Source organism: Arthrobacter sp. FW306-1B-F12A (assembly GCF_058781865.1).
On the sequence record NZ_JBYSXD010000032.1, the window covers coordinates 18,740 to 34,258 of the forward strand.

The window sequence follows — 15,519 nt, forward strand, 5'->3', positions numbered from 1 at the left end:
GAGAACTCAATTTCAGCTTCCTGCCGAGCTTGGCAGCTCGGGTTCTAAGAATTCTTGGGCTCTAAGCCGGGTCTGGGAACGAAAAGCCTAGCTCTTCGGGCCTGCGCGGCCAACTGTCAACAATTCGTCCTCAATAGTCGCCTAGAAAGTAGGATTCATCTAAGTCTTCCCTCTGCCGGTCAAACAACGGGAGGGGAAGTAAGCTTCGAGAACTGCAGTCAAGCTTCGAGCTGCAGCGCCTCGGGGGCGAACGTGCTATTGTGAGGTATTACACCTAATGCCCCAGAATCTTGGAAAGGAAGGGGAGTTCGACGATGAATTCGACGCGGACCCGTCAGTCCCAAGCACCACTTCGCACGCGATCTGATGCCCACTCTTCTACATCTTGGGGAGACGGTGAGCCGGGCAGCCAGACCTTTTCCGCCGGCACCGAAGCTCCGACGGCGCGCCGCGCGAGGATCGCCGACTACCTGTCGGTAGCGGTCCCGACGGAACCGTGCACCGCTGCGGACGGCACCACGGTGTTCGTCTGCCAAGCGGCGGATGCGCAAACTGACCGCGGTACCTCTGAACTGTGGATCGTGGACGCTCCCGCCGGTTCCGTCCCTCGCCGCCTCACTTGCGGCCCGGCGGACTCCAACCCCCGCTGGCATGAAGCTACCGGAGACGTACTCTTCCTCCGCCCTGACGCCTCCGGAGTCCCGCAGCTGCACTCAATCTCCCCGTCCGGCGGAGAGGCCCGTGCGCTGACTACCGCGAAAGACTTCCCGCGCGGCGTCGGTACTCCGGTGGTCTCGCCCGACGGCAAGCGGATCGCTTTGACCGCGGCGGTGGACCGGCGGGCCGCGCGGGAGGACGTCTTCGTCACTCGTGGCATTTCATACAAGATCGACGGTATAGGGATGCGAGGGAGTCAGCGCACCCACCTCTTCCTTCTCACGGTCGACGAGGGCGCCGTAAGCCGGGTAACTGACGGCGACTGGGACGCCTCCGAGCCGGCATTCTCCGAGGACGGCGCGCAGCTCGCCTTCGCCGCGGGGATCGAGCCCGACTCGGCCGGGCGATTGGCCAGTCGCGTGCATGTCATCAACCTGGGCCTTCCCACCTTCCCGGTCCGCTCGGTTGGCACCTCAGCCGCGCTACATGCTCCCTTACTGTGGCTGCCCGGCGAGGCCGGTATCCTGGCCGTGGGCGCCGCCAAGGCCGGTTCCCACAACGCCGAACTGCTGCTCGTGGACCCTGCCGGGGTGCGGGAGGACCGGTCGCTGACTGCGTGCTTGGACCGCAATGTCATGGCGGGCGGCGTCGGCTACCCGGGCGGACGTCCCGCTCTGACGGCTGGCGGGGAGATCGTGTTCGCGCTGCGGGAGGGCGGATCCACCCACCTCTGGATCGCTCCGCTCGGCGGCGGCGCGCCTCGCCCCCTGCTGAGCGGCGCCCAGCGTGTAGTATCCGGCCACGCGGTAGGAAGGAACTCCGTCCGGGCTGCACTGAGCACGGCATCCAGCTTCGGGGAACTCGTGGAGATCCCGCTTGACGGCTCGGACCCGGAGGCTAATCCCATGCAACTCACCGCCTTCGGAGCGGGGCTGGGCGGCGTCGACTTCCCCATTCCACAGCGGCGCCATTTCACTATCTCTGACGGCAGCGAAGTAGAGGCGTTCGTGCTGCGCGACCAGTCTCTCACCGGCCCCGGCCCGCTGGTGCTCGATGTGCACGGGGGTCCTCACAACGCCTGGACCGGCACGCAGTCGCTCATGCAGCCGCACCATGCCGAGCTCGTCGCCCGCGGCTACACAGTGCTAATGGTCAATCCGCGCGGCTCCGATGGCTACGGTGAGGCGTTCTTCACGGCCGTCCATGACGGCTGGGGTGAGACGGATAAACCGGATCTGCTCGAGCCAGTGCAGCAGCTGGTCGAGGAAGGCATCGTCGATCCGGCCCAGCTGCTGATCACCGGATACAGCTACGGCGGCTTCATGACCGCGGCACTGACATCCCAGAGCGGCATCTTCGCGGCCGCCGTCGCGGGTGGACTGCTCTGCGACCTCGCCCACATCGCCGGGCCATCCGACCACGGCATATTGTTGGAACGGTTCGAATTCGACCCAACCACCGGCAACTCCCGGCGCCTCTCGCCGATCGAGAACGTGCACAAAGTCACCACACCAACGCTCGTCCTGCACGGCGATGCGGACCTGAGCTGCCCCTTGGCGCAGGCTGAGCAGTGGCACGCGGGCTTGGTACTCGCGGGTGTTGAGAGTGAATTGGTCCTCTACCCGGGCGCTTCCCATGCATTCGTGCTGACCGGCCGGCCCTCGCACAGAATGGACTACAGCCGCCGCCTCATCGACTGGTTCGAGCGCCACCTCTCTCCCACCCCCGCACGTAAGACTGTCGACGAGGCCTACTGGCAGCGACGTCTGGAGAGTGTCATCGCAAAATACGGGATCCCTGGAGCCTCCCTGGGCATCCTGACCACCACGCGCTCCGGGCCCCAAGTGATCACCGTCGCCGCGGGCGTGCTCAATACACTCACCGGACAGCCGGTGCACCCCGACTCGCTGTTCCAGATCGGCTCCAACACGAAGGTGTACACGGGGGTGATGATCCAACAGCTCGTCCAGGAGGGCCTGCTGGACCTGGACGCCCCGGTGCGGGCGGTACTGCCCGAATTCACCGTGGCCGATGAGACGGTCTCCGCCACGGTGACCCCGCGGCACCTGCTCACCCATAGCTCCGGCATCGATGGCGACGTGTTCCGGGACACCGGCGGCGGGGATGATGCGGTGGAGAAGTTCGTGGCAGGGCTGGCGGACGTGCCACAGAACTTCGCCCCTGGCGAGGACTGGTCCTACTGCAACACGGCGTTCGCGATCCTGGGCCGCATCATCGAGGTGCTACGCGGTGAGACGTGGGACCGGGCCGTGTACACGCATATCTTCGAACCGCTCGGGCTGAAGCACTCCACAGTACTTCCCGATGACACCATCCGCCTGTCCTCCGCCGTGGGGCACGATCCGGACGGGCCGGTGAAACACGTGCTGCACGGCCGTTTCGTGGGACCGGCCGGTCTGATCAACGCCCGGGTGGAGGACGTGCTGCGCTTCGCCGCAGACACGATCTCTGACTCCCCCGTGCTGCTCAGCCGGGCCAGCTACGACGCCATGCTCACGGACCAGGGGGTCTCCGGCAACGAGGCCGCCTCCGATCAACAGGGACTGGCCTGGCTCATCAACGTCTGGGACGGCAAGCGCGTGCATGGCCACAGCGGCGAGACGCTCCGCCAGCAGTCGTTCCAGCGGATCTCGCCCGACGCGGGCCTGGCGTTTATGTTTGCGGCTAACGGCGGCCTGATGGCCCCGGCCGCGGATGAGCTCATCGCCGAGGTCTTCGGCGAGCTTGGCGGAATCAGGGTCCCCGAATCGTTCGGGCCTGAGCCGGACAGCGCGCCGCTCACAGACGAGGAGGCTGGCACATTGGTGGGCAGCTATGGAGACGCCCAGGCGCAGATCATCGTGACTTGGGCCGATGGGGTCCTCACGGCGTACCGTTCCGATTCCCTGGACGTCAACGGGCGGGGCCCCATCACGAGCGAGGCGGTGTACACGCTGGTGCGCGGACGTAACGGCCGCTTCGCAGCGGGCATCCCAGGGCTTCCGGGCTGGCAACAGGTGTGGCGCCGCGATCATCGCGCCGGAACCGTACTGCATTTCGGCACCCGCGCCTTCCGCAGGCGGGTCGCAAATGACTGAGCGTCCACGCCGGATCAGCCTGCTTAGCCAGGCTGAGAGCCGCCTAGACACGCTGCTCGACGACGCGGTCCGGCTGCTGCGCGTGGAGTCGCCGTCGTCCGATCCTGCCTCGGTTGCCGCTAGTGCGCACGCCGTGGCAGCCTACTTGGAGGAGCGACTCGGAGCCGTACCGGAACGCCTTGTGATCGACGGGGTGAGCCACCTGAGGCTCAACTTCGGTGGGCCCACCCGGGTTCTCATCTTGGCCCACCACGACACGGTCTGGCCGCGGGGTAGCCTGGACAGGCTGCCTGCCCGCGTGAGCGACGGTGTGCTGCGCGGCCCCGGGTCCGTGGACATGAAGACTGGGATTGCCGTTGCTGTGCACGCGCTGAAGATCCTCGTGGAGCAGGGTCGGAGCCTGGACGGGGTCACAATTCTGGTCACGGGTGACGAGGAAGTCGGCTCCGTCACAAGTCGGGCCCTCATCGAGGAGACCGCCTCCGGCGCTGCCGCCGTCTTTGTCCTCGAGGCCGGCGGTGACAGCGGTCAGCTCAAAACCGAGCGCAGGGGCGTATCCATGTATCGGATCACGGCACACGGGCGCGCCGCGCATGCGGGGCTCGCCCCGGATGCGGGAGTGAACGCGACCGTGGGTCTGGCCCAGGTGGTGCTGAGCCTCGCCGAGATGCACGGTTCGGAACCGGGTCTCTCTGTAGTGCCCACGATCATCCAGGGCGGAATCACCGCGAATACAGTCCCGGCCAAGGCTTGGGTAGATGTCGACATCCGCGCCACGACGGTGTCCTCCCAGCTTCGCTGCGACACGGCGATCCGTGCGCTAAGAGCGGATTTGCCTGGCATCGAACTGACAGTCGACGGCGGCATCAACAGGAAACCTCTGGAAGCGGGGATGAGCGCTGAGCTGTTCGCCCGTGCCCGGCGGCTCGCGGAGCTTCACGGTCTCGGGACCGTGGAGCCGTTGGCCGTAGGGGGCGCCTCTGACGGCAACTTCACGGCGGCGCTTGGTGTGCCCACCCTCGACGGTCTGGGAGCATGGGGCGGGGGCGCGCACGCCGAGGACGAGCACGCCGTCGTCGCCGGTCTGGGGCCGCGGGTAGCCTTGCTTGCCGCGCTCATCGATGACGTGTTGGCCGAGGACGGCACTCTATGAGTGGCGACGTCAGGATCCGGCTGTTGGACGGACCCCAGGAGCTCGCCGCGCTCATCCAGGTCTTCGATCGGATCTGGGGCCCGACTGGCCACACTATGATGGACGTCCCCGCCCTGGTGGCGCTGCGCGCCGGGGGGCATTTCGTGTCCGGCCTATTCGTTGACAACGAACTGGTCGGAGGATGTATCGGGTTCCATGTCGAGCCGCTGGGTCGGACGCTGCACTCGCACATATCCGGAGTGCTTCCCGCACACGCGGGCGCCGGGCTGGGACGTGCCCTCAAGAGACATCAGCGGCAGTGGTGCCGCGAACGAGGGATTGACACGATCCGCTGGACGTTCGACCCGCTTATTTCGCGCAACGCGCACTTCAATCTGACGTCCCTCGGCGCGGCGCCGACTGCTTACGCCGCGAATTACTACGGCGTCATGTCGGACGGCATCAATAGGGGTGATGAGAGCGATCGCATGACTGTCTCTTGGCGCATTGACGACGACGGCTCCCGCACCCTCGGCACGCTGTCTGCTGATTGCGACGCCGGGCTCCTCCTCAAGGTCAACCCGGAGGGCCATCCGACAATCGATAGATCAGTGCTGGCTGGGGCGATGGTGGCACTTCAGATCCCGACCGATATCGAGCGCATGAGGCTCGAGTCACCCTCGTTGGCCCGTTCCTGGCGTCTCGCCCTGCGAGAGGCCCTCAGTCCCCTACTCGGCTCGGAAGACTGGACCCCGCTGGGGTTCAGCCAGACCGGCACCTATGTCTTCTCCCGGAGGTCCGCATGATCATCGAATCCATCCAGCTGCGTGAACTGGCCCTGCCCCTTGTGGCCCCCTTCACCACGTCGTTCGCAACGCAGACCCTCAAGCGTACCTATCTCCTGCGAGTGGCCGGGACAGTACAGACTGGGACGGGTGCCGTGGAGACGGTGGGCTGGGGAGAGTGCGTCTCCATGGCCGATCCGGTGTACTCCTCCGAGTATCTAGCCGGAGCGCGGGCGGTCACCGAGCAGTACCTTCTCCCGGTCTTGAAAGCTGCCCAAGAATCGGGTGCGGATCTGACGGCCGAAACCGTGTCGGCACGCCTGGAGCACATTCTGGGTCACCGGATGGCGAAGGCGGCGCTCGAGATGGCGGTGCTGGACGCCCAGCTGAAGGCGCACGGCATTGGCTTCGCCACGTACCTGGGGGCCACGAGGACCGAGGTACCGTCTGGCGTGTCGGTTGGGATCGAGGATTCGATAGAGGATCTGCTGCGCACCGTGGGCGGATACCTGGATGAGGGCTACGTCCGGATCAAGCTGAAAATCCGGCCGGGCTGGGATGTCGCGCCTGTGGCCGCGGTGCGCAAGGAGTTCGGGGACGAGGTCCCGCTGCAGGTGGATGCGAACGCTGCGTATACTCTTGTGGATTCGCGGCAGCTGCGCAGACTGGACGATTTCGGGTTGCTGCTGATCGAGCAGCCGCTCGCGGAGGACGATCTACTGCAGCACGCTAAACTTGCTCAGCTCATGAATACGCCCCTCTGCCTGGATGAGTCAATCGAGTCGGCCAAGGACGCGGCGGATGCGATCTCTCTGGGGGCAGCCTCGATCATCAACGTCAAGCCGGGGCGGGTGGGCGGCTACTTGGAGGCGCGCCGTATCCACGATCTGGCGCGGGCGAACGGGGTGGCCGCATGGTGCGGGGGGATGCTGGAGACGGGACTTGGCCGGGCGGCCAATGCAGCACTGGCGGCCCTGGACGGCTTCACGCTACCTGGTGACATCTCTGCATCCGGGCGCTTCTACGCCGAGGACGTGACAGAACCGATCGTGCTGCGGAACGGCTCTGTCGCCGTGCCGACCTCCCCGGGCCTCGGGGCTACGCCTATCCCTGAGATGCTTGACCGCTATGCCGGCCCGCCCGCGGAGCTCTGGGCGCAGGGGTGACACGTGCGTCCGCTGTCGACGGAGCCTGGTCCCTGCTGGGCCGGGCTCCGTCGGCTTGCTGCTCTCCGCTTGGTGCCTTGTCTTAAAATTGGCCCGCTTGCACCCCCTGTTACTCGGCCATGCGCTCGACGCTAACGGGCGGTTTGAGGGTAGCCCCTGTCGAAAGAATGAGAGACTTGTCGAGTCGACATTCGCTGGCGCTCTCAAGGCATGCGCGGTCCGCAACACTGGACGGAACTGGTTCCTCAGGGCTTCTGCCGATAAGCAACAGTGATGAACGTATACAGTCGTCGTGGAGCTTCGGCGATCACTATCTCAATCCGCTCTGGAACCCGTCGATCCATAGAGTAGTTTTGGTCAGGGAACTTCCGTTTCGAGTCGAACCAAAGAAACGGGCGTAATCCCGCGATTGCTTCTGTGGGGCCTGATTGCAGGATGACACGGGACCTTCCGGAGTCCGCATCCTGCTGGGCACCGAAGTGAGCGACCACACCCCTGAGGATGCCTTCCTCTAACAAACCGACGTCCTGTCAGCGGTTAGTAATCAATTGAAGGCGGACCTAACTCCCAAGAACGCACGGGCTGTGGGACCTGGGTCCATTCAACCGCCCGGTTTTTCCTGCGGGGCATCAAACTTCCCTTGATGACGTCTATTGGTTGGGGATCCTCCGTGTTTGGAGCCCACCAACCACTTTTCGGGCACGGCTTGCCGCTTCGGGCAAGGTTCCGTGAGTTGACCGCCTCAGATGCTGCGTGTTGCACCGACGCTTTTGCCTTCATCGGATCCCGCTCCTTCCCAGTAAAGCCTTGGTATAAGGTGTCATACCTTACTCTACAATATCCACCGCCCAGTCGTACATCCTTGGCACAAGGCCTTGCAAGCCGCCAACGCACTATGATGAGGTATGAAACCTCATCTCGTGAAGGAGTGACCGTGACATCAGCATTAGCTTGGAACGAAGGCGCCGGGCAGGAAGTGCGCACTCAAAACTTCCGTGAGCAAGCGATACGCATCCTTCGTTCGCAAATCGTTTCCGGGCGCTTGGAGCCGGGTTCCATGCACTCGATCGGCGCCATTGCTGAAAGGCTGAACGTATCGATCACTCCAGTGCGAGAGGCGCTTCATGACCTGGCCAAGGAAGGTCTGATCGAGATGAAGCGCAATCGCGGATTTCTTGTGCGGCAACCATCAAACAAAGAACTGGATGATATCGTGCAGATCCGCGCCATGCTCGAGGTGTCCTCCGTTCAGGAGATCGCCAGTCGGTCGCTGATCGCCGATTTCGCACCCTTGCGGCAACTCTGCAGGAAGACGGACGCGTTCGCAGCGTCAGGGGAATGGGAAGAATTTGTCGACGCCGACCGCGAGTTCCACCTAACCATCCTTTCGGCGCTGGACAACAAGAAGCTCCTCGAAATGGTTGGGACGCTTCGCGACCAAAGCCGCCTGCTGGGTTTGGGACCGCTTGCGGGAACGGACATTTTCGTTCGATCGACTAGAGAACATGAACTTCTGTTGGACGCCATGGAAGCTGGCGATGCTGTAAAAGCAGCCGAAATTATGGCAACCCACCTGCGGCATGTCCGCGGCATTTGGGCAGGACGAGAGGAGCCCTAACCACGGAGTGCCGGTCCCGTTCTGATCCAGCAACCGCGGTGTTGGCCCCCAGGGGTTCGGTATTAGGTCGTAAATGCTGGACCGTAGAATAATCTCCAGGCTGCGGGCTGAGCCACTCTCACGGGCAAGCCTGCCGGACAGTTCGGTCCCTCACTTGGCGACGAGGAAGTACACATATCGACGGACGTGCATGTTCGATGATTTGACACCGGCTAGAAACCCACACCGGCGACATGGGGGTCGAGTTTTGGGTTCGCTGCCGTACCAGTTGGCGGATTGAGCTGCTTTTGAGATCGCCCACCATGGATGGGTCGCCCCACATAGTTACTCGGTTTCCACTGGCTGACCGGCCCAAGTTCCCCGGGTATGGCTAGGGTGGCAATCCATGAGCGTGGCGGCCTCATCGGCGCGACCGTTGCACAGGGCCTGGCGCATTTTGTCGTGCTCACGGGTTGTCTCGATCAATTCGCTGGTTCTCGCAAACTGGTCGAGACCGTAGAGACGGCTCTGATCGCGTAGCGCTCCCACGAAATGCAACAAGCGCGCGTTGCCAAAATTGCGTAGCTGCGCCAGGTGGAAAGCACGATCGGTATTAAGGAATCCAACCCAGTTCCCGTCATCCGCGCACTCCTCTGTTGCGATCGCAAGTTCTTGCAGTTCCGCCAGGTTTGCAACCAGACGCTTCTCTGCGATCCTCCACACGGCAGGGACTTCCAACATACGGCGGAGTTATAGGATTTCATCCAGATCATGGTCATCCAAAAGCTGGACTGTGAATCCGCGATTGCGCGCAATCTTGACCAGACCGTCATTGGCTAGATCATGCAGCGCCTCCCGGACGGGAGTGATGGACACACCGAGCTCTGCCGCCAGCGGCCCGACTACGTACAGCTTGCCCTGGATAAGCGGCCTGTAATAATTCGGGCTCGGAGAATGCGTGTTGCCTGGTGCCGAAGACTGGACGTATCGAACGTCGGCTGTCTCACGAGCCAGGGTCAAATGAGACTCTGTCATTGGGCCTCCTTAGTTTCGTAAGAATTGAGTGCCGTTCTGGACGGGTATCCAACCCACCTCCGTTGACTTGTAAGGTGTGAGGTGTTACACATATTACATGCACTTTGTATGTTCTGGAGCCCCGCCCACAGGTCGGGTCAAGACCGGCGGGCGGCGAGTCGCAGAGCGAGAGCACGGAGTTCGCTCTCCACTGGATTGAGCAGTAAGAGAAGTGCCGGACACAGATAAATGCGGAGCGCGGAGCGCCTGAAGATGCTTACACGGTGTAGCCATCCAGGTGCTTCGGCGATTGCACTTCTAAAAATGGGCATTGCACCCATCGACAAAATCTGGTGTGATGTCTCGCCGGCGGCTGGACATCACATAGGGAAGGACGTTGCATGAAACCTGAAGGAGACGTCAAATGACCGGAAAGCAACACATCGTCACCACCGCAAGAAAAGGAATTCGGGCGGGAGCGGTGGTAGCAGTAGCAGCGACGGTATTTGCTTTAACCGCATGTGACACGTCGGGCAGCGGCGTGAACTCGGGATCTTCCGGCGGAAGTGTGAGCATCTCCGAATTTGAGATGGACCACCTCACTCCTGGCTGGGGCAGTGGCTACAACAACGATGCGGTAAATGCGCTGTTCTCACCGCTCGTCACTTTCGACACGGACAACAATCTGAAGCTCGTCCAAGCGGAGAGCATCACCACGCCTGACAACAAGGTGTGGACCGTAAAAATCAAGCCGGGCTGGACCTTCCACAATGGCGAAGAAGTCACAGCACAGAGCTTTCTTGATGGTTTGAACACAGCTGCGTACGGCCCGAACGCATGGAGCCAAAACTACCAGCTGACAAACATTGAGGGCTATGACGAACTGAACCCCACAACCGGCCAGCCCACCAGCAAGACAATGTCAGGATTGAAAGTCATTGATCCTCAGACATTCGAGGTGACTCTCAAAGCGCCCGATAGCCAGCTCGAAATTGAAATGACAGGTGGTTACACCGCTTGGTCCCCGCTACCGAAGTCTGCACTCTCCGATTTGGCCGCATATGACAAAGCACCAATCGGTAATGGTCCCTTCCAGATGGAAGGCACCTGGGAAAATCCCAGCAGCAACGTCAAGGTGAAGGCCTTCGGGGGATACAAGGGGACCAAGCCGAAAGTCAACAGTATCGAGTTCAAGACCTACAGCAGCGCCGACACGGCCTACACCGACCTGCTGGCAGGAAATATTGACCTTAACGGCACCTTCACGAAGCCCCCAAGCACCAAGCTGGCACAGGCGAAGTCGGACTTCTCGGGACGCGTTGTGACAAGCCAGCAGGTATACCCCTCCTGGATTGGCTTCCCCCACGGGGACCAGCGTTTCACGGACATCCGCGTACGGCAGGCCATCTCCATGGCAATTGACCGCAATGCCATCGTTTCAAAAATCTACGGTGGCCTGTATACCCCTGCAACCGGCTTGCTGGCTGCCGGCACCGTCGGTGGGGGAACTGACAGCTGCGGTGAGAGCTGCAAGTTCGACCCGGCAAAGGCCAAGGCCCTGCTGGCCGCAGCAGGTGGATGGTCTGGTCCTTTGGAGATCCAATATATAACGGGCAAGGGAGACGAGCCGTACGTTCAGGCGCTTGCCAATAACATCCGCCAGAACCTAGGAATTTCCGATGTTGTTCTCACCGGCTTGCTTTCGAGCGAATACGAAGCCTCTCTCAAAACCGGACCGAAAGGCCTTTTCCTCACCGCCTGGAGCTCCACCACGCCGACACCGCTGGACATTCTCGCGGGCGCCTTCCAAAAGGGCAGTTCCTACAACCCACGGTCGGCATTCTACGAGAACGCGACAGTGGACTCCCTCCTCGAACAGGCGAAGCGAACAAAATCGTCCCAGGAGGCCACGGACCTGTTCCACAAGGCTGAGGCCCAGGTCATGAAGGATCTCCCGGTGACACCGGTGTACGTTCTCCAGGGCGTGACCGCATACAGCGACCGGATTGAGAAACCGATGGTCAACCTGAACGGACTTATCCTCGATCAGATTGCGCTCAAGTAGCTGCAACCGGGGGCTGGCGGGTATGACGCCAGCCCCCGCATGGATCGAAACCCACGACTATTTATTATCAGGAGGTGACTAAATGGGACGATACACGCTCCGTAGAATCATCCAAATGGTGTTCGTTTTCTTCGGCGTGACACTTATAATCTATGCCGCCGTATGGGCCCTTCCAGGAGACCCGATTCGCGCGCTCAGCGGAAGTCGCCCGCTGTCCGAAAGCACTATTAATACGCTCCGGGAACAGTTCCATCTCAATGACCCGTTCTACAAGCAATACCTCGCCTACATCGGGAACCTGCTACGGGGCGACCTAGGTACCGACTTCACCGGCAGGTCAGTTGCTCAGCAGATGGGTTCACGCTGGCCGGTCACCATTAATTTGGCGCTGACGGCTATGCTCTTTGAGGCGGTCCTCGGAATCGCGTTAGGAACAATAGCGGCAATTCGAGGGAAGGTCACTGATTACGTAATTCTATTTTTCAGTATTTCAGTTATTTCGCTGCCGATCTTCGTTTTGGCTTACACCGCTCAGATCCTACTCGGAGTCAAAGCTGGCATCTTCCCGGTTTCGGGTATCGACAAAGGATGGATCAGTTACATCCTCCCCGGCTTCATCCTCTCCACCTACGGCATGGCATCCGTGGCCCGGTTGGTTCGCTCCAGCGTGCTCGAAAATCTCCGGGCCGACTATGCCCGCACCGCCCATGCCAAAGGGCTATCCAACTTCCGCGTGCTCACGCACCACGTCCTGCGTAACTCCCTGGTGCCGGCCATAACGTTCCTGGCCATTGAACTGGGCTACCTCCTGGGCGGGGCAATAGTTATAGAAGGCGTGTTCAACTTACCGGGAATAGGCCAGCTTTTGTTCAGGTCCACAGCGGCGCACGAGGGAGCGGTTGTCGTTAGTATTGCCAGCCTCCTCGTTCTGATATTTCTGGTGACGAACCTGCTGGTTGACCTTCTCTACGCTTTCTTAGACCCAAGGATCAGATATGAGTGACCATACAGTTCTTCAGGACAATCCCCCGGTCGCCGCCGGGCTCGGAGCCCAAGAGGACGGACACACCCAATCAAGCCTGGCCCGAGATGCATGGAACGACATGCGCCGGAATCCGGTGTTCCTGCTCTCGGCCGCAGTCGTGCTGATCATGCTCATTATGGCGGTGTGGCCTGGAATTTTCGCTGGCTTGTTTGGATCCGGTGATCCACGTCAGTGCGACCTCGGGCTAAGCAACAACGGCCCTTCCCCCGGACATCCATTCGGACTCGATACCCAGGGCTGCGATGTGTATGCAAACGTCATCTATGGGGCGGGCGCTTCGATCAGCGTTGGGCTGTTGGTCACCCTCTTCTGCCTCGTGCTTGCAGTCGTTCTTGGTTCCATTTCAGGATTCTTTGGAGGCTGGCTGGACGCGGTCATCTCAAGACTCAGCGACGTTTTCTTCGGCTTTCCGTTCCTTCTGGGTTGCCTTATCCTCCTCACCACCCTCACTGATCGAAATATCTGGACGGTTTCGCTCGTGCTCGCGATTCTGGGTTGGCCGGTACTCGCAAGGCTCATGCGCTCGACCGTAGTCTCCATCATCAACGTCGATTACGTGCTTGCCGCCCGTGGCCTGGGTGCCAGCAATTGGAGAATCATCACGCGTCATATACTGCCGAACGCCCTCACTCCGGTCATCGTCCTATCAACCCTGAATATCGGCGCATACATTGTCGCGGAAGCTACATTGACCTTCCTGGGCGTGGGCTTGCAGTATCCCGCCATCTCCTGGGGACTGCAGTTATCCGCCGCCCAAGCCGCGTTTACAGTCAGCCCCCATTTGCTGATTTTTCCCTCACTGTTTCTCGGGTTAACGGTTCTAAGCTTCGTCCTGCTGGGCGATGTCATCCGTGACGCCTTTGATCCGAAACTGCGGTGATCTGATGCACAACGAAACAAAGTGGAGCAGCAACGAATTGTTATCCGTCAAGGAACTACGGGTGGACTTCACCGTCCACAAACAGGCGATACATATCGTGAAGGATGTCTCGCTGACCATTAATGCCAATGAGACAGTCGTTGTCTTGGGTGAGTCCGGGTCCGGAAAGAGCGTCACGTCGCTGGCCATCATGGGACTTCTGGGCAACACGGGCGCGAAGGTCACTGCTGGCGAGGTGAACTTTGAGGGCGTAAATCTGCTTGCCCTTCGGGACGACGAGCGCCGGAAATACCGCGGTGGGAAGATTTCGATGATCTTCCAGGACGCCCTATCTGCCCTTAACCCAGTGCACAGGGTCGGGGACCAAATCTTGGAAGTCATCCTGGAGCATGCTGATATCAAGAGGAAAGACGCTCGTCAGCGCGTGCTGGAACTTTTGGAACGTGTCCGCATCCCCAATCCAGCCTTGAGGTACCACGATTACCCACATCAGTTCTCGGGCGGCATGAGGCAGCGCATCATGATTGCGATGGCACTTGCAATGAACCCTTCGCTGCTGATCGCTGATGAGCCTACGACCGCACTGGACGTTACGGTCCAGGCTCAAATCATGCAGCTGCTGGTTGATTTGCAACAAGAGCACCAAATGGGTCTACTGCTCATCACCCACGACCTTAAGGTCGCGGCAGAAGTGGCCGACCGGATTGTGGTGATGTACGCCGGCCGCGTTGTGGAGTCAGCGCCCGCCGACGCCATCTACAGCGCACCGGCCCACCCCTACACCGCTGGTCTGCTGGCCTCCATTCCTACCCCGGAGGACAAAGGCAGCATGTTGCGATCTATCCCCGGCTCCCCTCCCAGTCCGGCCAACGCCCCACGAGGCTGCCCATTTAACCCCCGATGTCCCAGGGCCCGGGACATCTGCCGAGTGGAAGAGCCACCGCTTGTGTCAATACCTGGCGGCCGGACATCGGCCTGTCACTTCTGGGAGGAGGTTCTCGATGAATCAAATTAGAAACGCTGCCGCCGACATTTCCTCGGGCGGAGACGCTCGGTCGCCTGACACCATTCTGGAAGTGCGGGACGTAGTCCGACATTTCCCGGTAACCCGGGGGGTCTTCAAGCGGACGACCACCGTTGTGAAAGCAGTTGACGGTGTTAGCTTGAGTTTGAACAGGGGCGAGACGCTGGGGCTCGTTGGCGAGTCAGGATGCGGCAAATCAACTTTGGCAAAGCTTCTGATGGCCTTGGACCGTCCAACCTCCGGTGAGGTTCTTATGGACGGCAAAAACCTTTTCGACATGGGTCGGGCAGACCTTCGTCGCATGCGGCGAAGGATCCAGATCGTGATGCAGGACCCCTATGCCTCGCTCAACCCCCGGATGACCGTCGGCGAGATCGTGGCCGAGCCATTTGAGATCCATGCGGAGGTCCTAGACAAGTCCAAACGCAAGGCGGCGGTGAAAGATCTCTTGGATGTCGTCGGGCTCAATCCCGACTACCTGAACAGGTATCCGCATCAATTTTCGGGAGGTCAGCGACAGCGGATTGGGATTGCCCGGGCACTCGCGCTCAAACCCGAAGTGATCATTTGCGATGAACCCGTTTCCGCCTTGGACGTTTCTGTCCAGGCTCAAGTGGTTAACCTGCTGGCAAGCCTACAGAAAGAGTTCAACCTCTCATACATCTTCATTTCACATGATCTCTCTATTGTTCGGCATGTTTCCGACAGGGTGGCCGTCATGTATCTCGGAAAGATCGTCGAGAGAGGTTCGGAGAGGGAAATCTACAGTCACGCAACTCATCCATACACCCAGGCGCTGATCTCGGCGGTGGCCGCTCCGGATGTTGCCCGACATGGAGCACGTGAGCGAATTGTGCTTGCCGGTGAAGTCCCCGGTGTGGCCAGCAAACCGACTGGATGTGCTTTCCGGACACGTTGCTGGAAGGCACAGGATAAATGCGCCGAAGAAGTTCCTGTCCTCGTAGCGCGGCCCGGTTCAGAACACCCGAGCGCCTGCCACTTTGCAGATGAGGTAACGCCCATGGGCATTTCCGAATAGAACTGTATTGAACAAGC

At 60.9% G+C, this 15,519-nt stretch carries 12 protein-coding genes; 10 read left to right on the forward strand and 2 right to left on the reverse strand.

Annotated elements, in window-relative coordinates; translation table 11 throughout:
• Positions 1–314: 314 nt before the first annotated feature.
• The 5 genes from AC3WJU_RS15175 (at position 315) to AC3WJU_RS15195 (ending at position 8,456) form a co-directional block, all read left to right on the forward strand.
• Entirely contained in the window at positions 315–3,755 is a 3,441-nt protein-coding gene (locus AC3WJU_RS15175; protein ID WP_492260253.1) for a serine hydrolase, read from the forward strand.
• On the forward strand, positions 3,748–4,908 hold the full coding sequence (locus AC3WJU_RS15180) for a M20/M25/M40 family metallo-hydrolase (protein WP_492260254.1): 1,161 nt from the start codon (positions 3,748–3,750) through the stop codon (positions 4,906–4,908). The genes AC3WJU_RS15175 and AC3WJU_RS15180 overlap by 8 nt, the downstream gene beginning before the upstream one ends.
• Positions 4,905–5,693: a GNAT family N-acetyltransferase gene (locus tag AC3WJU_RS15185; RefSeq protein ID WP_492260255.1), complete on the forward strand. Its 789-nt coding sequence runs from the start codon at positions 4,905–4,907 to the stop codon at positions 5,691–5,693. The genes AC3WJU_RS15180 and AC3WJU_RS15185 overlap by 4 nt, the downstream gene beginning before the upstream one ends.
• Entirely contained in the window at positions 5,690–6,838 is a 1,149-nt protein-coding gene (menC, locus tag AC3WJU_RS15190; protein ID WP_492260256.1) for an o-succinylbenzoate synthase, read from the forward strand. The genes AC3WJU_RS15185 and menC overlap by 4 nt, the downstream gene beginning before the upstream one ends.
• Before the next feature lie 934 nt (positions 6,839–7,772).
• On the forward strand, positions 7,773–8,456 hold the full coding sequence (locus AC3WJU_RS15195; RefSeq protein ID WP_492260257.1) for a GntR family transcriptional regulator: 684 nt from the start codon (positions 7,773–7,775) through the stop codon (positions 8,454–8,456).
• Positions 8,457–8,780: 324 nt separating this feature from the next.
• On the opposite strand, the gene AC3WJU_RS15200 is transcribed toward AC3WJU_RS15195, so the two are convergent.
• Complete coding sequence (locus AC3WJU_RS15200) at positions 8,781–9,176, reverse strand: FCD domain-containing protein (protein ID WP_492260258.1); 396 nt, start codon at positions 9,174–9,176, stop codon at positions 8,781–8,783.
• A 9-nt stretch (positions 9,177–9,185) separates the two neighbouring features.
• A complete protein-coding gene (locus AC3WJU_RS15205) occupies positions 9,186–9,470 on the reverse strand; it encodes a GntR family transcriptional regulator (RefSeq protein WP_492260259.1) in 285 nt (94 codons plus the stop codon).
• 403 nt (positions 9,471–9,873) lie between these two features.
• Between AC3WJU_RS15205 and AC3WJU_RS15210 the strand changes: the two genes are divergently transcribed.
• From AC3WJU_RS15210 to AC3WJU_RS15230, 5 genes are all read left to right on the forward strand, one after another.
• On the forward strand, positions 9,874–11,514 hold the full coding sequence (locus AC3WJU_RS15210; RefSeq protein ID WP_492260260.1) for a peptide ABC transporter substrate-binding protein: 1,641 nt from the start codon (positions 9,874–9,876) through the stop codon (positions 11,512–11,514).
• An 82-nt stretch (positions 11,515–11,596) separates the two neighbouring features.
• The gene (locus AC3WJU_RS15215) at positions 11,597–12,517 is read left to right on the forward strand and encodes an ABC transporter permease (protein ID WP_492260261.1); all 921 of its coding nucleotides are present in this window, start codon (positions 11,597–11,599) and stop codon (positions 12,515–12,517) included.
• A complete protein-coding gene (locus AC3WJU_RS15220; protein ID WP_492260262.1) occupies positions 12,510–13,439 on the forward strand; it encodes an ABC transporter permease in 930 nt (309 codons plus the stop codon). The genes AC3WJU_RS15215 and AC3WJU_RS15220 overlap by 8 nt, the downstream gene beginning before the upstream one ends.
• 61 nt (positions 13,440–13,500) lie before the next feature.
• Positions 13,501–14,454 (forward strand): ABC transporter ATP-binding protein, encoded by a 954-nt coding sequence (locus AC3WJU_RS15225; protein WP_492260263.1) that lies wholly within the window; start codon positions 13,501–13,503, stop codon positions 14,452–14,454.
• Entirely contained in the window at positions 14,441–15,502 is a 1,062-nt protein-coding gene (locus tag AC3WJU_RS15230) for an ABC transporter ATP-binding protein (protein WP_492260264.1), read from the forward strand. The genes AC3WJU_RS15225 and AC3WJU_RS15230 overlap by 14 nt, the downstream gene beginning before the upstream one ends.
• The last annotated feature ends 17 nt before the right edge of the window (positions 15,503–15,519 follow it).

What these genes read in the sequence shown, in the direction of transcription:
- AC3WJU_RS15210 (WP_492260260.1), top strand. Translation starts at nt 9,874, where the DNA reads ATGACCGGAAAGCAACACATCGTCACCACCGCAAGAAAAGGAATTCGG.
- AC3WJU_RS15180 (WP_492260254.1), top strand. Translation starts at nt 3,748, where the DNA reads ATGACTGAGCGTCCACGCCGGATCAGCCTGCTTAGCCAGGCTGAGAGC.
- AC3WJU_RS15230 (WP_492260264.1), top strand. Translation starts at nt 14,441, where the DNA reads ATGAATCAAATTAGAAACGCTGCCGCCGACATTTCCTCGGGCGGAGAC.
- AC3WJU_RS15175 (WP_492260253.1), top strand. Translation starts at nt 315, where the DNA reads ATGAATTCGACGCGGACCCGTCAGTCCCAAGCACCACTTCGCACGCGA.
- AC3WJU_RS15200 (WP_492260258.1), bottom strand. Translation starts at nt 9,176, where the DNA reads ATGTTGGAAGTCCCTGCCGTGTGGAGGATCGCAGAGAAGCGTCTGGTT.
- AC3WJU_RS15215 (WP_492260261.1), top strand. Translation starts at nt 11,597, where the DNA reads ATGGGACGATACACGCTCCGTAGAATCATCCAAATGGTGTTCGTTTTC.
- AC3WJU_RS15205 (WP_492260259.1), bottom strand. Translation starts at nt 9,470, where the DNA reads ATGACAGAGTCTCATTTGACCCTGGCTCGTGAGACAGCCGACGTTCGA.
- AC3WJU_RS15220 (WP_492260262.1), top strand. Translation starts at nt 12,510, where the DNA reads ATGAGTGACCATACAGTTCTTCAGGACAATCCCCCGGTCGCCGCCGGG.
- menC (WP_492260256.1), top strand. Translation starts at nt 5,690, where the DNA reads ATGATCATCGAATCCATCCAGCTGCGTGAACTGGCCCTGCCCCTTGTG.
- AC3WJU_RS15185 (WP_492260255.1), top strand. Translation starts at nt 4,905, where the DNA reads ATGAGTGGCGACGTCAGGATCCGGCTGTTGGACGGACCCCAGGAGCTC.